The 19,082-nt window shown below is 45.7% G+C and carries 15 protein-coding genes; 12 read left to right on the top strand and 3 right to left on the bottom strand.

The window, feature by feature from the left end; all coding sequences use genetic code 11:
* Positions 1 to 91: 91 nt before the first annotated feature.
* Both CH367_RS02045 and CH367_RS02040 read left to right on the top strand, forming a co-directional pair.
* A complete protein-coding gene (locus CH367_RS02045) occupies positions 92 to 814 on the top strand; it encodes an MIP/aquaporin family protein (RefSeq protein WP_100760840.1) in 723 nt (240 codons plus the stop codon).
* A gap of 129 nt (positions 815 to 943) precedes the next feature.
* Complete coding sequence (locus tag CH367_RS02040) at positions 944 to 2,140, top strand: M23 family metallopeptidase (protein ID WP_100760839.1); 1,197 nt, start codon at positions 944 to 946, stop codon at positions 2,138 to 2,140.
* 23 nt (positions 2,141 to 2,163) lie between these two features.
* On the opposite strand, the gene CH367_RS02035 is transcribed toward CH367_RS02040, so the two are convergent.
* Both CH367_RS02035 and CH367_RS02030 read right to left on the bottom strand, forming a co-directional pair.
* Positions 2,164 to 2,811, bottom strand: coding sequence for an NAD(P)H-dependent oxidoreductase (locus CH367_RS02035; RefSeq protein WP_208861967.1), 648 nt, complete (start codon positions 2,809 to 2,811; stop codon positions 2,164 to 2,166).
* Positions 2,812 to 2,926: 115 nt separating this feature from the next.
* Positions 2,927 to 3,370, bottom strand: coding sequence for an Rrf2 family transcriptional regulator (locus tag CH367_RS02030; protein ID WP_100760837.1), 444 nt, complete (start codon positions 3,368 to 3,370; stop codon positions 2,927 to 2,929).
* Between the two features lie 418 nt (positions 3,371 to 3,788).
* Here CH367_RS02030 and ppk1 point away from each other — a divergent pair, with 418 nt between their 5' ends.
* The 9 genes from ppk1 to CH367_RS01980 all read left to right on the top strand — a co-directional run bounded on the left by ppk1 (position 3,789) and on the right by CH367_RS01980 (position 16,965).
* Positions 3,789 to 5,927: a polyphosphate kinase 1 gene (ppk1, locus tag CH367_RS02025; protein ID WP_100761317.1), complete on the top strand. Its 2,139-nt coding sequence runs from the start codon at positions 3,789 to 3,791 to the stop codon at positions 5,925 to 5,927.
* Between the two features lie 15 nt (positions 5,928 to 5,942).
* On the top strand, positions 5,943 to 7,361 hold the full coding sequence (locus CH367_RS02020; RefSeq protein ID WP_100760836.1) for an FAD-binding oxidoreductase: 1,419 nt from the start codon (positions 5,943 to 5,945) through the stop codon (positions 7,359 to 7,361).
* Positions 7,361 to 8,944, top strand: a complete 1,584-nt coding sequence (locus tag CH367_RS02015) for a bifunctional GNAT family N-acetyltransferase/carbon-nitrogen hydrolase family protein (protein ID WP_100760834.1) — start codon at positions 7,361 to 7,363, stop codon at positions 8,942 to 8,944. The genes CH367_RS02020 and CH367_RS02015 overlap by 1 nt, the downstream gene beginning before the upstream one ends.
* The gene (locus CH367_RS02010) at positions 8,926 to 9,294 is read left to right on the top strand and encodes a transmembrane 220 family protein (protein ID WP_100760833.1); all 369 of its coding nucleotides are present in this window, start codon (positions 8,926 to 8,928) and stop codon (positions 9,292 to 9,294) included. The genes CH367_RS02015 and CH367_RS02010 overlap by 19 nt, the downstream gene beginning before the upstream one ends.
* Positions 9,281 to 9,910 carry a VTT domain-containing protein gene (locus tag CH367_RS02005; RefSeq protein ID WP_100760832.1) on the top strand — a complete coding sequence of 210 codons (630 nt, stop codon included), beginning with the start codon at positions 9,281 to 9,283 and terminating at the stop codon, positions 9,908 to 9,910. The genes CH367_RS02010 and CH367_RS02005 overlap by 14 nt, the downstream gene beginning before the upstream one ends.
* 301 nt (positions 9,911 to 10,211) lie before the next feature.
* Positions 10,212 to 12,689: a TonB-dependent receptor family protein gene (locus tag CH367_RS02000; protein WP_100760830.1), complete on the top strand. Its 2,478-nt coding sequence runs from the start codon at positions 10,212 to 10,214 to the stop codon at positions 12,687 to 12,689.
* 184 nt (positions 12,690 to 12,873) lie between these two features.
* On the top strand, positions 12,874 to 14,196 hold the full coding sequence (gene lruB, locus CH367_RS01990; RefSeq protein ID WP_100760828.1) for an imelysin LruB: 1,323 nt from the start codon (positions 12,874 to 12,876) through the stop codon (positions 14,194 to 14,196).
* Between the two features lie 31 nt (positions 14,197 to 14,227).
* Complete coding sequence (locus CH367_RS01985) at positions 14,228 to 15,751, top strand: di-heme oxidoreductase family protein (protein WP_425268777.1); 1,524 nt, start codon at positions 14,228 to 14,230, stop codon at positions 15,749 to 15,751.
* Positions 15,748 to 16,965, top strand: a complete 1,218-nt coding sequence (locus tag CH367_RS01980; protein WP_100760826.1) for an imelysin family protein — start codon at positions 15,748 to 15,750, stop codon at positions 16,963 to 16,965. The genes CH367_RS01985 and CH367_RS01980 overlap by 4 nt, the downstream gene beginning before the upstream one ends.
* A 91-nt stretch (positions 16,966 to 17,056) precedes the next feature.
* Here the strand turns inward: CH367_RS01980 and CH367_RS01975 are convergent, their stop codons facing one another.
* A complete protein-coding gene (locus CH367_RS01975; protein WP_244284443.1) occupies positions 17,057 to 18,268 on the bottom strand; it encodes a WD40/YVTN/BNR-like repeat-containing protein in 1,212 nt (403 codons plus the stop codon).
* A 179-nt stretch (positions 18,269 to 18,447) separates the two neighbouring features.
* Here CH367_RS01975 and CH367_RS20955 point away from each other — a divergent pair, with 179 nt between their 5' ends.
* Positions 18,448 to 19,014, top strand: a complete 567-nt coding sequence (locus CH367_RS20955) for a hypothetical protein (protein ID WP_244284442.1) — start codon at positions 18,448 to 18,450, stop codon at positions 19,012 to 19,014.
* Positions 19,015 to 19,082: the final 68 nt, after the last annotated feature.

The following is a 19,082-nucleotide window of genomic DNA, read 5'->3' as shown; positions in this document are numbered from 1 at the left end:
AGGGAAAATGAAAAAATTCGATGCCGGAAAAACCGATTGCCGATCATCAATATCCGTGGATTTTAGTTCCGATTTTCGTAGGGGGAAATGAATGTTATCGCCTGTTTTGGGAGAATTTTTGGGGACCTTTGTATTGATTCTTTTGGGGAACGGCGTCGTCGCCGGGGTTTTGTTGGAAAGAAGCAAATCCAAGGACGGGGGTTGGATCGTAATCACAGCCGGTTGGGCCTTTGCGGTGATGATCGGAGTTTTTGTTTCGAACGCTTTCGGAAGTTCGGACGCGCATTTAAACCCCGCGGTAACGCTTGCATTTGCAATTAAGTCGGGAGATTATTCCAAGCTGATATCCTACGTTCCCGCTCAAATCGGCGGCGCGTTTTTAGGAGCCGTATTCAATTATTTGCATTATCTTCCGCATTGGAAGGAAACGAAGGACAAGGGAAAAATTCTCGCCGTGTTTTCCACCGAACCCGCGATTTCGCATATCGTATCCAACTTCTTCAGCGAATTCTTAGGAACGTTTCTTCTTATCTTGGGAATCGTTTCGATTTTCTCCCCGCTTATGCAGGGTTTAAGCGCGCATTTCGGTACGTTCTTGGTGGGAATTCTAGTCTGGAGCATCGGTCTTTCCATGGGTGGAACTACCGGTTACGCGATCAATCCGGCGAGGGATTTAGGTCCGAGATTCGCGCATTTTATTCTGCCGATCGCGGGCAAAGGTTCTTCCAATTGGAAATACGCGTGGCTTCCCGTGGTAGCTCCTTTGAGCGGAGCCGCTTGTGCGGGATTGCTTTTGGGGTTTCTGAAAGTTTAAGGGAGAATGTTCCGTTTTTCTAATATGTTCCGAATTCTGCGTTGCGGAAAATCCGATCCGCAACGCGAGTATCGAACTATAAAATCATGATTTACGGATTTATCGGATTCCCGAAATGATGAAATTGATATGCGAAATCAGATTGTCGCTTTAATTTTTATAGTATTCTTTTCCCTCGGTTTGTCCGCACAGCCGAACGATCTAAAGGGAGAATGCAAACCGAAAGAATGGATCTGCGTTCTTACCAGAAACGACAACAATAAGATAGAATTCTACGTTCAGAATAGAAGTCCTTCGGGAGAATATCCATTTTCGCTTTATTTTAATTTTTCCGATCTTGAAAATTATCGATCCGACGTAACATTACCTTTTCCTTATGTTTCCAAGGGAAGTTCGGAACCTCAAAAAGTTTTTACCCTAACCCCGATCAGCCCCGATAAAAACGGCTCGTATAGTTCTAGCATCTATGTGAGAGCCGGAGATTTTAACGCGCCTAAAAACAAAAACGTCATCTATCGTTTACCGTTCGAATCGGCTTCCCGGATCGGACAAGGTTATAACGGAAAGTTCACTCATACCGGACAGTTTCCGTACGCGTTGGATTTTACTCTCAACGAAGGAAGTCCCGTTTTAGCCGCACGAGAAGGTCTTGTGATCGCGACGCAGGACAAATATCATTCCGGCGGAACCACACCTTTTTTTAGGGACAAGGCCAACTTCATCCAGATTCTTCATAAGGACGGAAGCATAGCGGAATACGCACACTTAAAACACAAGGGCGTTTTGGTTCAAGTCGGACAAACCGTGAGAACCGGAGAAAGAATCGGATTGTCCGGCAACACCGGATTTAGTAGCGCACCTCATTTGCACTTTCACGTTTTCAAACCTACGAGCGACTTTCAAACCTTGGATTCTTTTCCGACCGCGTTCGAAACCGACGAAGGCGTGTTAGACGAACTCAAAGAAGGAGTCGTATATTGGTATCCTTCGATTCTTTTACCCGCAGGAAAGATATTCTTCGAAGAGGATTTAAGAATTTGTTCAGAGTTCGTTCAGAAAAAACTTTTCGAATGCGAGGACAAGTTCAATCCTCAGAAAAGACCGATTCTCGCGTTGGAAGTGAGAAAACCGGGCAAGTACGAACTCAAAGTGGAAGTCTGCAATCCGGATTCGGTCTGCAAAAGAATCGATTGGAATCTTCAACCCGAATGGAAGTCGTCCGTTTCTTATTTTGATTGGAGTCTTTTCCCGCAACAACCGGGTAAATATAAAATCCAAGTCATCAACGATATAGAAATCATCAAGACTTGGATCGTGGAACGTTAGAAACGTTAGAATATTAAAGATTCTTAAACTGTTGCCAAGGAAGAATAGCGGATCGCAAAATCCTCTTTCGACTTACGCACCTTGGGCGCGTTCACCAAATGATCCTTGTCCGCGTCCCTATAACCGAGCGCGAGAATGGAAGTGGATCTCAATCCTTTTTCCTTAAGACCGAGTAGTTCGTCCAAGCCCGCCGCGTTAAACCCTTCCATCGGAGTCGCGTCCACATCTTCGACTGCGGCGGCTACGATTCCCGTTCCAAGAGCTATGTAGGTTTGTCTTGCGGCCCAGTTAAAACTGGATTCGTGGGTATGAGACTTCAGCCAACCGAGCATCGAATTTTTAAAACCTTGAAGGGATTCCGGGGGAATGTTTCTCGTATTTGCAACTAATTGAATATGATTTTCGATTTTATTCTCGGTGATTCCGTCCCAAGCCGCAAAAATCAAAAGATGAGAGGATTCTACGATCTGAGGTTGATTGTTGGCGACTGGAAGAATTCTACGTTTGAGTTCCTCGTCTTCGATAACAAGAACGTTGTAAGGTTGCAGTCCGAAACCCGAGGCGGTAAGGCGAATCGATTCCACGATTCTTTCCACTTTTTCCGGAGGTAACTTCTCCCCCGTCATTCTTTTGGTCGCATAGCGCCAGTTCATTTTTTCCAGCAAATCCATGATCATTCTCCTATCAGTCGTATCTCGTTTTTTGTTTGAGTGGTTTGAGATGTTAACCTGTTACAAATATCCTAACAAGATAGACGGAAAAAATGAAAAGTAAAAAAACAAAAAATCAGTGAGAGAGGGACATTTTTTTTTGGCATTCTCCACGGACCTGATGCATCACGTCGGCTAAGGAGAATTCTCCCAACTTCGCTTCGAGCGCGGCTTGGGCCTGAGCAAAGATACATTCGAGCGTCGGGACAATTCCCATTCCGACGGAACAATCCTGTTTCGGGTGATCGTGAACGTTGAATAGGCATTCAGAAGCCTCGATCGCGCGGTAGATATCGGAAAGTCGGATCTCCGTCGCGGGTTTTGCCAAAGAAGCTCCGGGAACGCCTTGTCTTGTAAAAACCAAACCGGCCTTTCTCAATTTTCCGATCAGAGTTCTTACGATTGCGGGATTGGTTCCTACCGATTCTGCGATCGTGTCGGAGGTCGTATCTCCCCCATTTCCGTCTTCCAGAAAAGTTAGAATGTGAATTGCAACGGCGTAACGACTGGGAATGGCCAAGATTTTGTTCCTTTAGTCAGTATTCAATGGTTTAGACAGGTCTCTGCCAAGAAGAATTCGGGTTTTTCTTGGGAATAATATCGGTTTTCATCTAAGATTTTCTTTTTAAAAATCGGGAATCAGTTCTTAAGGAAAACTCTTCGGTTCCCAAAGGAATGTAGGAACTATTACATTTCTCTATCTCAGAGAGATCTCATAGCAGACAAAAAATGTGGGAACTCTTACAACCTCCGAAAAATAACCGAATCACGACCTTCTTGCCGTCCAAAAATTAGAAGGGAAGTACAAACCTGTCATCGAAATCTCCCTTAGAATCATTGACTCCCGGTAAAGCAGGTTTAAACAGGAATAGAATCCACCGACAACACCCAATCGGGTTTTTGAATCCGTGGATTTCGAGAATTTTCAGGATATCCAAGTGTCAAAACCAAAAGTACAGGAACAAACTCCTACGACAACGGGCCAAAACGGTTCTACCAACGGGAATCAAACGGAAATCATTCTAACCAACCCGAACATATTTTTCGATCGGGAACTTTCCTGGGTGGATTTCAACCGACGCGTGTTGGAAGAAGCGAACGATCCTGAAAATCCGCTTTTGGAAAGATTGAAATTCTTAAGCATCACAGAAACGAACCTCGACGAATTCTACATGGTTCGCGTGGCCGGACTTCGCAATCTCGTAAAGGAAGGAAACGACGAAAGAAGTTTAAACGGAGACAGCGCTTCCGAAATTCTTTCCGACGTATCGGATAAGGTCCGCACCTTCGTCCGCGAAGAATACGAAACCCTGGCAACTACATTAGAAGAATTGAAAGTAGCCGGGATCCATCTCATTCTCAATCCGGAAGAATTGACGATAGACGAAATCAAACAGATCCAAACGTATTATAAAGAAGATGTATCTCCGATCTTAACCCCTCTCGCAATCGACACGGCCCACCCGTTTCCGCATATTCTCAACAAGTCCTTAAACCTCGCGATGGTATTGAGCACCGAAGACGAAAAGACCGGAGGAAAAAAAGATCTGTTCGCGGTCGTACAAGTGCCTTCGGTTCTTCCTCGATTCTTACAACTGAAAAACAAGGGAGAAGAAAGAAGATTCTTCCCTTTGGAAGAAATCATAAAACTGCACGTAGACGATCTTTTTTACGGAATGACCGTAAAGGAAATTTATCCCTTCCGAATCGTAAGAGACGCGGACATTTCCATCGACGAAGAAAAGTCCGTTAAAGATTTGCTCATCACGATGAAAGACGAACTTCGAAACCGAATCTGGGGCGACGCGGTTCGGATGGATATTCATCAAGGAACTTCTCCCTTTATCAAAAACACGTTACGCGAGCTTTTGGAACTTCAGGATCACGAAGTGTTCGACGTCGCTTCGATCTTAAACATCAACGACGCGATGTTCTTTTACGGATTGGATCATACGTCCAAACTCAAATATCCTTTCTTTCAACAAAAGTCGACTCTGAAGTTCGATACGCCCGAAAAGATTTTCGAAGCGATCAAAAAGAAAGACAGACTTCTACATCATCCGTATCAATCTTTCTCCGCGATCGAAGACTTGCTTCGAATTTCTTCCGAAGATCCCAAGGTTCTCGGGATCAAGATGACCCTCTATCGTACGAGCGGGGATTCTCCGATCATCCAATATTTGGGACAAGCGGCGGAGAATGGAAAACAAGTGACCGTTCTTGTGGAACTCAAAGCTCGTTTCGACGAGGAGAGAAACATCAAGTGGGCGCAGAAACTCGAAGCGCGAGGCGTTCACGTCGTATACGGCGTTGTCGGATTAAAAATTCACTGTAAGATGCTTTTGGTCGTGCGTAAGGAAGACGACCACATGGTGCGTTATGTGCACCTTGGAACCGGAAACTACAACTCGACCACTTCGAAGTATTACACCGATCTCAGCTTCTTCACCGTGAACAAACAGATTACGGAGGACGTAGCGACGATCTTCAACACGATTACGAGTTATGCGAAGATGCCTACTCTCAATCTTTTGGCGGCGTCTCCTCACAATCTGAAATCGACTTTCCTTACGCTGATCGACAAGGAAAGGGAGAATGCCCTCGCCGGAAAACCTGCGAGAATCATCTTCAAGATGAATTCGCTCGTCGATCCGCATATTATTCTTTCCTTATATAAGGCGAGCCAAGCGGGCGTTCAGGTGGATCTGATCATCCGCGGTATCTGTTGTCTCAAACCCGGTCTCAAAGGAATTTCCGAAAACATAACCGTTCTTTCGATCGTGGGAAGATTTTTGGAACACACAAGAATCTACTACTTTCATTCCGGCGGAGCGGAATCGATTTTCCTCGCGTCCGCCGATTGTATGCCTAGAAACTTCGAAAGAAGAATCGAGGTTTTGTTCCCGATCATCGAAGGCAAAAACAAGGAAAGAATCAAAAAGATCCTGGATGTTCAACTCAGGGACAACGTAAAGGCTCGTTTCCTTCACCCGGACGGACATTATAAAAAAAGAATATTACAAAAAGACGAAAAACTCGTGGATTCCCAAATCGAAAGAATGACTTTCGTGGATTAAAAATTTCAAAAGAACATGACAACAACCTCGACAATCAACAAAACGGAACTCAAATCCCTCATCGGACCCGGAAAAATATTTTTTAGAAACGATCCGGACTTTGACGAAGCGACCTTTCTTTCCTTTGGAACGGACAGAACCAAGGTATACAAACCGGACTTCGACATTCTCGCGTTTCCTACCACCACCGAAGAAGTTGCAAAAATCGTAAAGTACGCTTACGAAAACGAAATCTCGATCGTTCCCTCGGGCGGCAGAACCGGATACGCGGGCGGAGCGATCGCAAAAAATCAGGAGCTCGTTCTTTCCCTCGTTAAGATGGACAAGGTTTTGGACTTCGATCCCTTTTTCGGAAGTATCAAGGTTCAAGCGGGAATGATCACGAAAAATCTTCATAAAGAAGCCGAAGAAAGAAATTTCTATTTTCCCGTGGACTTCGCGTCCACGGGTTCTTCCCATATCGGAGGAAACATCGCGACCAACGCGGGCGGCGTGAGAGTGGTTCACTACGGATTGATCCGTCAGTGGGTTTTGGGTCTTACCGTAGTCACCGGAACCGGCGAGGTTCTGGAATTCAACGGAGAACTTTTAAAAAACAACACAGGGTACGATCTCAAACAACTATTCATCGGCTCGGAAGGAACGTTAGGCGTCATCACGGAAGCGACCTTAAAGCTCACTACCAAACCTCTGGATAACCGAGTGTTGCTCGTTGCGGTCCCCGACTTCTCTTCCATTCTTTCCCTGTTTAAGGAAACGCATCAGGTTAAAGTTCCTTTGTTGGCTTTTGAATTCTTCACCGAATATTGTCTCGGAAAAGTAAAAGCCCACCTCGGAGTTTCCGATCCGTTCCAAGCCCCGAGTCCATATTATGTTTTGATGGAATTCGAAATCGCGGAAGAATCGGACGAGGAAAAACTGTTCGGATTTTTGGAAACGATCACCGAAAAAAGTCTGATCAGCGACGGAAGCCTCGCTCAAAACTCAAGACAATCCGAAACCTTCTGGAAATACAGAGAAGGAATCAGCGAAAGTATTTCCATCGAATATACGGTTCACAAAAACGATATTTCCCTTCCTCTAAGAAACATGGAACCGTTTCTCGTGGACATGGAAGCGTTGTTAAACGGAAAGTATCCCGGTTTTGAAATCGCTCTTTTCGGTCACGTGGGCGACGGGAATCTTCACCTAAACATCGTTAAACCGAAGGATATCTCCGACGAGGAATTCTTCAAAAAGTGCAAGAACGTAGACCCGGATATGTTTCGTTTATTACAAAAATATCATGGATCGATCAGCGCCGAACACGGAATCGGGCTTTTAAAAAAGGACTTTCTCCATTTTTCAAGAACGGAAGGCGAAATTCTTCTTATGAAGGAAATCAAAAAGTCCATGGACCCTAAAAACATCATGAACCCGGGCAAAGTGTTCTGATGATTTCCACAAACGGTTCCGGCGGTAAAAAACCGAGCAAGAGAAAGAAGAAAATACAATCCGAACACCGGATTGTTATGCGAAGTCTTACTCTGGACGATTACGCCGACGTTAAGGAAATCATGGACATCGTCTTCCCGGAGTTCGACGGTGCTTGGAAAAAAAATCAGTTCGAATCTCAGATCACGAAATTTCCCGAAGGTCAGATTTGTATCGAAGACAACGGGAAAGTAGTCGGCGCGGCCATCAGCCAGATCATCAAGTGGTCCGATTACGGAGACAATCATACCTACGAAGAAATCGTAGGAAAGGGCGACCTTAAAAACCACAACGAGAGTGGAGACACTCTTTACGGAGTCGATATCTTCGTTCATCCCGAGTATCGCGGACTTCGTTTGGGCCGAAGACTTTACGACGCGAGAAAGGAACTTTGCGAGAAGTTGAATCTCAAAAGAATCGTAGTCGGCGCTTGGATGCCCGGTTACGAAAACTACGAAGACAACATGACCCCCGCGCAGTATATAGAAAAGGTGAGAGACAAGGAGATCTACGATCCGGTTCTTTCCTTTCAACTCGCGAACGGGTTTCACGTTCGTAAACTCAAACGCGGATATTTCGGAAACACCAAAGGTTTCAGTTCATATGCAGTTCTATTAGAATGGTTGAATATATATTACGAAAAGGAAGAAACCGCTCTGATCGGCGGCCAGAAAACCGTGGTTCGTGTCGGAGTCGTTCAGATGCAGATGCGTCCGGTCTCCGGCATCGAAGAATTGATGCGTCAGGTGGAATTTTTCGTGGATACGGTCGCGGGTTACAACGTCGACTTCGTATTATTCCCCGAATTTTTTAATGCGTCCCTACTCGCGAGATACAACGATCGAAGTCCTTCCGACGCAATGCGCGCGCTTTCGAGTCACACAGACAGCATCATCGAAAAGATGGTCGAGCTTGCGGTTTCATACAACGTGAACATCATCTCGGGAAGTATGCCCGAGTATAGGGATAATACTCTTCACAACGTTTCGTATCTTTGCAGAAGGGACGGAACCTACGAAGAACAATACAAACTTCACGTTACACCCGACGAGGATTTTTATTGGGGTGTTAAGGGCGGTTATAATCTTTCCGTTTTCAACACGGATGCATGTAAAATCGGAATTCTAATTTGTTTCGACGTGGAGTTTCCCGAACTTCCGAGATTTTTGGCGGAACAGGGAATGGACGTTCTTTTTGTTCCATTCTACACCGATACTAAAAACGGATACAACCGAGTCAGACACTGTGCGATGGCAAGAGCGATCGAAAACGAATGTTACGTCGTGATCTCCGGTTCGGTCGGTGCGCTTCCTCATGTGGAAAATATGGACATTCAATACGCGCAGTCCGCGGTTTTTACTCCTTCCGATTTCGCGTTCCCGCATGATTGTGTCGCGGCCGAATCCGTTCCGAATACCGAGATGACCTTGATCGCGGATTTGGATTTGGATCTTTTGAAAGAACTTCGCAAGAAAGGTTCCGTTCGAAATCTTTCCAATCGAAGAAAGGACTTATACGAACTCAAATGGATTTACGAATCATGAAAATATTCTCCATCGTTACGATTTTACTTTGGATTTTGTTTGCGGGCCTTCAGTACAACGATCCCGATCCTTGGCTCTGGGTTCCGATCTATATGAGCGTCGTGTTTTTATATGCAGGATATTTAATGTATCCGGAAAAAACGAAACTCTGGCTCAGAACTTCCCTGATTCTTTCGGCACTTTTTTCGGCGGGAACCGTTCTCGCGGCGATGCAGATCCAAAACCTCTCCTTCGACGACGAGGTTACGAGAGAGATGGGCGGTTTGATTTTATCCGCGATTTGGTCGAGAATTCCGGGATATTGGGTCCGCAAGCGGGAAGCAAAGAGAGAATCGAGTGCGATTTCATAAGAATGAAATCTTTCAATATCACAAGAAGAGAAATTTTTATTCCGGTCTGATCTTTCTCGGTTCCGTTTTTCTCGCGGTTCTTCTTCTGGCGCTGACTACATTCGGAATTCTTAAATTAGAAATTCCCGGCTTAAGCGAAATTCAAAAGCTCGCGCTTTCCATCGGAAAAGAAATCAAAAAGCCGAGTTTGATCGGCGTTTTCTACACGACATTGTTCGGCGGCCTGTTCTTCTTTTATCTTCCCATCGAATTCTTATACATTCGCGCGACCTATTCGAAGCTCGACGGAAGTGATTTAGTTTTTTTGCATATTCTAGGTTTATTAATCTCTTTTACGATCAATTATTTCTTGGGAAGAATCGCCGCGCGCGCGTGCATCAAACTGATCAGTCCGAAAAAATTCTATCGTATGAAAGGTTTTCTAAATCGATACGGTGTTCTTGCGATCTTCGCGTTCAACGCGCTTCCTTTACCCGCTCCGATCCTAAGCGCCGTTTTGGGTGTAATCCGTTATAAGAAAAAAGTTTTTTATCCGGTGTTTGTTGCGGGACAACTCACGCAGTGTTTGGTGATTCTTTTTTTCGTTCGTTATGTTTTTACCGGTAAGGTTTTTTAAAAACGTTGTAGTTCCTACATTTGTTTTAAAAACAAATTCAAACGAAGAATGAAGAGATCGTAATAGTTCCTACATTCGTTCGAAGAACAAATTCTAACACAAGCACGATGAAGTAGTAGTTCCTACACTTCTCTTACGAACCAATTGTCAGGGAAGTGTCATGACTTTCTCATTCCCTAAGTCTTGATTTCCAATATTTTTTCCGACTGCATAAATGATTTCTCCGCATTCTCCCTTGACTCTGAACACCGTAGAAAAATATTGAGAATCATTTTCAAATTCAAAATCGAAAAACAAACAAATGAAACAAAAATCAATTCTGTCTCTTTCTATTCTGATTTTATTTCTATTCTCTTGGGGAGTTCCCGCACAACCCGAAGAGAATCCGCCGGTCGACAAAGATAAACAAACGCCGAACGGCCAAGGACAACAACCTGTCCCGACAAACGGAGAAGATCCGGAAAAAGAAAAATGGTCTAAAGGAACCATCTCCGTAATCGGTAAACGAAAGACCGATCTCAAACGGATTCCCGGATCGGCAACGGTGATCGAAAAAGAATTCTTAGATCAAGTAAAACCGGTCGACTCGATGGAAGTCTTACGAAGAGTTCCAGGCGCTTCGATCCGTTATCAAGATACCGGTTTGATTTTAAACATAGGCTTTCGAGGTGTGAACAACGATCTCGGAAGAAAGGTTCTTATCTTAGAAGACGGAATCTTCACATCCTTAAATCCTTACTCCGCACCGAAACAATACTACACGCCTAACATCGATCGTATGGAAAGAATCGAAGTCGTAAAAGGATCGGGCGCGATTCTTTTCGGACCCTCCACGATCGGAGGTGTGATCAACTTCATCACAAAACGTCCTCCTAAAGAACCGGTTCTTTCCGTTTCCGCACAGGGAGGTTCTTACGGATTCTTTTCTTCTCAGGTTTCTTACGGCGGAACGTTCGGCAATACGGGAATCGACATTTCCATATTAAGAAAACAAGGAGACGGCTTTAGGGATCATCAGGATTTTCGACTGCACGAATTCTCCTTTAAATCGGTAACCGATCTAAACGAAAAACATACTCTTACTTCTAAATTCTTAGCGACCGCTCAGGACGCGAATATGACTTATCTCGGTTTGACCACCGCTCAGCTCTGGAACAATTCTTCCTCGAACTTTGCGGAACAGGATAACCGAAAACTTCAAAGATATTCCGGCGATATCGGTCACGAATGGAAACTTACCGATAATTCCAAACTCGTAACGAAGGTTTACGCGGCTTATACGGAAAGAAACTGGGCGAGACAAAACTACGTTCGGAACACCGGTTCTTATTTTAACAATTATCCGGGCAACGTAATCAAAGCGTATGATACGGAACCTTTCGTAAATCGTCCCGGTGATACGGTTTATATGTTGGATAGTGTGGGCCACAGGGATCGTTCTTATCGATTCGTCGGCGCTGAATCCCGCTATCAAATGGATTATCAATTTTTCGGAATTAAGAATCAACTCGACGCAGGTCTTCGGTATCACTATGAAACCGCAGACATCAAATATTTGGACGGACCGTCTACACCCGATTATGCGGTGTTCGGAAACGGACTCGGCAACCCGCCGACCGGAACGGCTTCTTCCGAATATTCTTTAGCGAAATCCGGAAACCTAAGAGATCACGAAGTCAACAACACGAAGTCGATCGCGGGATTCGCACAGAACAGTTTTAAATTCTATGATAAGTTTTCCGTGATTCCCGGAATTCGTTACGAAACGTTCACACAAAACAGAACGATTCTCCGTCAACAAGCGATCGATCCGGCGACGAATCAACCCGATCCGAACGCTCCTTCTCAGGAAGTGGACAAGGGAAGCAGACACGTTTATCACGTTGTCATTCCCGGTTTAGGTCTTACCTATGATATTCGAAAGGATCTGACTTGGTTCGCGGGAGCGCACAAGGGATTCTCCCCTCCTAGATACCAAGACGCGTTGAACAACTCCGGTGTGATCAACAAGATCGATCCCGAATATTCGTATAACTATGAAACCGGGATTCGCGGAGATATTACGAATTACTTAAATGCTCAGGTGACTTACTTCGATCTGAATTACATCAACCAGATCATCATCACTTCTTCCACTTCCGGAAACGATTCCGCTTCATCTGCTAAGAATGGTGGACGAACCTACAGCCGCGGTTTGGAAACCAACGTAACGTTCGACCCCGCAAAACTTTTCGACGCTTCCTTCAAACTTCCGATCGATCTGATTTATACGAGAGCCGATGCGAAGATGAATCAGTATTCCATCGACACTTCCAAGGTTACGGCGAACCAATCTCTTTTGGACTTCATTGTCACACAAAGGGATAAGAACGGAAACTACGTTCCTTATGTTTCCAGAGATACCGCGACTCTTGCGCTCGGATTCATTCACCAAAAAGGATTTTATGCGAGAGCGGAATATCAGTATTTCTCCGCTCAATTCCACGACGACGCGAACACACGCACCGTTTATTGGGCGGATTCGATCACCGATCCTCTCGGAAAAAAAGTATTACAATATATGAATATTAGCTCCAACAGCTCGGGGGAAACCGGGGTCATTCCCGCCTATTCCCTCATCAACGCTTCTCTGGGTTATAAACATCCGGTCAAACGTTGGAGCGTTTTTCTTACGGGTAAGAATTTAGCCGACGTTCGTTACATTTCCGGTCGTCTTCCCGAGGGAATTCAGGTCGGTCCGTTCCGCCAAATCAACGTAGGAGTTACCTTTGAACTCTGATCATTCCGGAATTTTTAGCGGGAGTTCCCGCAAATTCATCACGACCCCATATTTTCGATTGACAAGAATAATGATATTGAGAATTAGTATCAATATCATAACAACCAGTTCATCGAAAATTCCCCGGTTGCGGGCGAACAGCCCAATTCCGGGACCTTTTTTCAAAGACATCCAGGAAACCTTTATGAATCTAAAAACTTTTGCTTCCCTTCTCCTCATTTCGAGCCTGATTTTATTCTCCAATTGCAAACCGGCGGATAAATCCAACGACACAACCATGTTAGCCGGAGTTCTCGCGCTGGGAACCGTGCCGACCGCAAACAAAGCGCAGGTTGTGGACCGTTATCTGCAACTCGGTTATCAATCGTATGATCAAAGTTACAAAGACGCTGTCGCTCTCCAAACTGCGGTGACGACTTTCAATGCAACCGCAACTCCGACCGCGGCGGATCACACGAATCTCAAAAATCTTTACGTAATCGGAAGAGCTTCCTACTTAGTGACCGAAGCGTTTCGTTTTTCTTCCGGTCCCGTGGACAACTCCGACGTTCTCGGTTGCGGAAACGTCGCTGACGGATCGGGAACTCAGGAATGCGAAGGTTTGATCAACGCATGGCCGTTAGACGAAGTATCAATCGATAATTTCATCACGAGCACCGCACTTACAGCGGGCGCATATCCGTATGCGACAATCTTAGCCGCAAACGGAGACGCCGCGGCGACTAACGCACCGGAAGGAAACGACGAAAAAGTGGTTCTTGTAGGTTGGCACGCGATCGAATATCTTCTCTGGGGACAAGACTTGTCCAACGGCGGAGTAAACCAAATTTCCGGCCAACGCCCCGTGAGTGATTTCGCAAACGCGAACGCAAGCGGCGCCAAAAGAAGAGCTTATATGAAAGCCGTAACCGACGCGATGGTTGCGCAACTCAAACTGATCCGCGACCAATACGCAACTGGAACCGCTTATTCCACAAAACTCAAATCGAATCCCGACGCGGCGATCACTGCAATCTTCCAAGGTCTTGGAAAATTCATCGCCGGAGAATGGGGCGGTCAAAGACTTACCGGAACCTTCGACGGACAACAAGAAGAGGAACATTCCTGCTTTAGCGATACTACCAAAGCGGACTTTTATTACGACGCACAAGGTGTGTTGAACGTTTGGAACGGAGCTTACGAACTTAAAAAAGGAACCGTAGTTTCCACCGGTCCGGGACTCGGAAGTTTATTCGGAACGTTAACCGGTCCTCCGATCGTAACTCAGACTACCGCTTCCAGAAACGCGTTCTGTTTGAATCTCCCGGAACAAACCTCCGATCCGAACTACACGACTTCTTGTCCGACCGGATCTTTAACGGGAAGATACGATCAAATCATCAGAAACACCGATTCGGAGTATAAGATTCTTTTTGATACTCAAAAGCTGATCGGAGACACTCTGAAAAAAACGATCACCGACGCGGCGAAATCCGTGGGCGTGTCCATCACCGACTTTTCGATTTAAGTTAAAAATATATTACAAAAGATGAATGGTTATGAAAGACAAAATATCAAAAAAGAGGGAAGAGAATTCTTCCCTCTCGGTTTCAATCGATTCTAAAATAAAAATCGGATTCCTCTTCGGAATCCTTTTTGGTTTATTAACACAATGTAACACCGATTTGTTGGATCACAAAAAGAAGAACCACAATCAGGATATGGCCGCGATTCTTCTTTTTTTAGCGAACCAAGATCCGGGTGAACAATACTCGGGCGGTTTGACGACCACCTTCGATTCTACGGTCAACGCCTTCGATCTCGTTGCGGCCAATCTTCGCGACGGCGGTAATATAGATTTTCAAGGCGGGAATTCATTCTTCAATCGTCTTTGGGTTCAAGGCGGGAACTCCGCTTCGGACGGACTCGGTCCCGTGTTTAACAGCACGTCCTGCAACGGTTGTCACGTAAAAGACGGAAGAGGAACTCCACCCGCAAGCGGAAGCAGTTCTTTTACAACGATGTTGATTCGAGTCAGTAAAAACGGAAAAGATCCGATCACCGGCGGACCCGTGGGACTCGACAACTACGGTCTTCAGATCAACGATCACGGAGTTACCGGTCCTCCTTTGGTTCCGGGTGAAGCGACTACGACGGTTACGTTTGCGGAAGAACCCGGAAACTTTCCGGACGGAGAAGCGTATTCTTTAAGAAGACCGACCTTTACGATTTCCGCATGGGCATTCGGAACACCTGCCGTCGTAAATCAATCCCCTCGTACAACTCCTATGATTCCGGGTCTTGGACTTTTGGAAGCGATTCCGGAAGCGACCATCCGTTCCTTTGCGGACGAAAACGACGCGGACGGAGATGGTATATCAGGAAAACCGAATACTGTCTGGGATGCGAAACAACAGAAAAAAGTATTGGGTCGATTCGGGTGGAAGGCGAACGAACCGAATCTATTCCAACAAAACCAAGGCGCGTTTTTGGGTGATATAGGAATCACAAGTCCCCTCTTCTCCACTCAAAACTGTACTGCGGCTCAGACGAATTGTCTCGCATCCACTCCGGGTAACAACGGAACCGCGGAAGGAACCGAGATTTCGAATCGGACCGCGGACTTAGTGACCCTTTACACAAAACTGGTAAGCGTTCCCGGAAGAAGAAACTGGACGCACACCGATGTGGTTCGTGGGAAACAAATATTTTCCGAAATCGGATGTAACTCCTGTCACAAATCTTATATTTATACGGGTTACGTGGACGGATTCCCGGAGATTTCGTTCCAACATATCAAACCGTATACGGATCTTCTTCTTCACGATATGGGAACCGATCTCGCCGACAACCGCGAAGACTTCGAAGCTTCCGGTTCGGAATGGAGAACCGCACCTCTTTGGGGAACGGGGCTCATTCAAAAAGTCAACGGTCACAACAATCTACTTCACGACGGACGCGCCAGAGGCCATAAGGAAGCGATTCTTTGGCACGGAGGCGAGGCTTTGACATCCAGAAATAAATTCGTCAATCTTCCGAAAGCCGATCGGGATAAGTTGATTTTGTTCCTGGAGTCTTTATGAGAATTTTAGAATTTACTGATATTCCTTCGGCGAGAACCGCGCTCGCCCGAAAAATCAAAATTTTGGTTCTCAGCGTTGCGATCATTCTTCCCGGAATTCGTTGCGAGGACCTCGGTAAAATCACAGGAACCGAAACCCTACTCGTGGCCTTGTTCGCAAACGCGAGTACCGGAGAATTTTTAAACTACTCCGCGAATCAAGTCGCGGTTCCTCAGTTCAACCGTCTTGTGACCGCGACTCAGGATTTGAAAACGAGCGCGGCCGCGTACAATACAACTCAGAACGCGACTACGTTAGGCGATCTTCAAACCAAATGGCTCGCCGCGAGAAGAATCTTCAAACAGTGCGAGGTCTTCTACATCAACCGTTCGTATCTTCCTTCCAATTATTTTCATAGATTGGACGGTTATATCTTAGGAGAAACGAGCAGACCCGTAGCCAGTGATTTGGATACGGCCGCGGCTACAACTCCAAGCCAAAGCACGGTCGATTCTTATCCGTTGACTCGAAAGGGTTTTCCTGCTCTCGAATATTTCATCTTCAATGACGGCGCGGGAAGCGCCGTGGCCGCAAACATCAACGCCGCAAACACGGGGAGCGCGGGTCGACGCGCGTATATCGTCTCGCTCGCAAACGTGATTCAATTGGACGCGCTTCGTCTTTCCAATTCTTGGAGCAATACTTCCGGAAACTTCGCCGGAGAATTGGCAACCGGAAGCGGTTCCTTCGGAGGAATCAAGGACGCGGTCGATTCGTTTATCAACGGAATGGTTCAGTTGGAATACGTAAACCAGGATGTTCGGATCGGAATTCCCGCGGGACTTACGTTAGCCGGAACCACGCAGTTTCCCGCTAAGTTGGAATCGGTTTACAGCGATTCGGCTTACAAGGATTTGTTGTCCTCTCTCGAAGGTTTGGAGCTTGTCTATTACGGAAACGCCGGAGAATCGGACGCAAGATCCCTCAGTTATCTCGTTCAATTTCAAAACAGCGCACTCGACGCGCGGGTGAAAACAAAGATAGCCACCTTAAAGTCTTTGATTCAAGGAAGAATCAACGCATCCGTAACTCTCAAAGCAGATCTGACCGGAAATCTAAATTTCGTAAACACCGAGATTTATACGCGTTTTAAGGATCTTCGAGTCACATTCGCGACCGAAGTGATCGGAATCTTAGGAGCCAACGCTCTTCCATCCAACGCGGACGGGGATTGACCCCACACTTCTCTAAAACCGGATTCTTGCAAAAGAATCCGGGCTAAAAAGAAAATCAAAACTACATTCTGAATTTAGAATATTCCATTCTTCAAAGGGAGAATGGAATACAGGCCGCATTTCCGACCGCGTTCGAATACGCGTAAGAATGTTTCGTAAGCCCCGGATCCACCGTGGAATACGAAGCGAAATCGTTCGTCGAAACGTATAAATAATTTTTATGAGAAACGGCGATCTTTCCAGTCACCGAGTCGAACGTACCATCGATACCGGTTGTGGCAAACGACAAGGGAATCAGCGTCCAAGTCGCCCCTCCGTCCGTTGTTTTATAAAGTTTCATGAGAGAATAATCGACTCCGTAGAGCGCATAACCGTTGTTCACCGTTAAGAACTTCACTTTCCAAAAACTTCCCCCGGTCAAGTTATGCGTCACAGTTGTCCAAGACGCTCCGCCGTTTACGGTTTTCCCCAAGGAATTCGCGGCGCCCACCCAACCGTTCAAAGAATCCAAAAAGAAAAGTTTGGATCGATACGACGTGGGACCGTTTGTCGCATTAAAATTCGCACCTCCGTCGGTCGAACGAAAGACGTTCATCCCCGAACCGGAATTCGAAGCGGTGTATAAAATCTCCGAAGCGGAAAGCATCACAAGATCATAGATCCCGATTTGTTTTCCGATCGGATAACGAACCCAAGATTCTCCTCCGTCTCCGGTTCGATCCAGAAATTTTTCGGAACTATAACTCCCGTTATAAACATATCCTTTGCGAATCCCGTTCGACGCATCCGTAAACCAAATCCCGTCGTAATTCCCGGTAGATTTCGGACCGACATAGATGGGGCCTATATAAGCGGATTCGAATTTCATCGGAGACCAATTGTTACCCGCATCCGAAGTTTTATACGTTACGGTCTCCCCATTGATCGCATAAATCGCGGCTTCCGATTGAAATGAATAACCGAACGTATAACCGCCCTTAACCGGAGAAGTCGGAGTTCGATTTGAAAAAAGAACTCCATCCGTGCTGAACGATAACGTAACTTCTTCTTTGGAATTGGTTTCGTAAGAACCCGATCGACTGTACGCGGTCGCGATCGAACCGGAAGAAAAGAGTTTGATTTCGTTTGCCGTGATCGGCTTCGGCGGAGCATACGAGGCTTGAGCGCACCAGGTCATCATCAAAAGTTGCGTTTCGTCGATCGTATCTTCTTTCTTACAATCCGCGACAAATAAGAAGAAAGCGCAAAAAAGAACGAGGTGGAATTTTATATAGAACGCGGATCGCGATTGCAAACGATTCATTTCGAATCCTTCCTCATCGAAATTTTATAAGACCCAAAATCGGCCCGAACACAGTCGATAAAACTTCGTTTAACAATAGTATCCGAAAACGAAGGATTCAAGTCATATTTTTCTTTAAAAAAAACGACTCCGCTACAGAATCAGATTTACGACTTTCGAATATACCGCGGCGGATCGATATGAAACGGATTCTTTTTAAAATTCTAATCTATCTTCCTTTTTCCTTTCTTTGTATGAGTCAGATCCACTACGAAAATATCACACTTGAGGAATTGATCCGAAGTTCCTCGCATATCGTTCTGGTTCGACCATCCGATCCGGCTTATACGATCCGAAAGGTAAAGATAGATTCAAAACTTTTGAAGGAACTCGGGATCACCACCAAACCCAAAAACAAAATTCCGGATTTTGAAAGAAGAATCTATCAGTATCAAGTCCTCGAAGTTTATAAAGGAAACATAAACGAAAAGGAAATCAAAACCCTACCCGCCGACTACGAAAGTTCCTTGGAACTGCACGCGTTGTATTACGGAATCGGACTTTCCAAGTCGCCGATTTATATGCACTATCAATCCTCCGTCTCCGAGAATCCGGAACAAACAAATCAGAACTTTATACTATTCTTAAATTCGACCGATAAGCCGGGAGAATACGAATCAAGCGTAAGCGGAGGAGTCGAATCCGCCGATAAAAAAGAGGAAATTCTCGCCATCATCCGAAAGACGTCGAATACCAACGGGCTCTAAAATCCGGACTCGACGCGCCCAAATCCTACTTGCATTCCAAGCGTGTCTTGATTTCATTCTCGGGAAAA

It is taken from the genome of Leptospira barantonii (assembly GCF_002811925.1).
Taxonomy (GTDB): domain Bacteria; phylum Spirochaetota; class Leptospiria; order Leptospirales; family Leptospiraceae; genus Leptospira; species Leptospira barantonii.
Note: the sequence above shows the minus strand (reverse complement) of the source record. Positions and strands in the feature narration are given on the sequence as shown.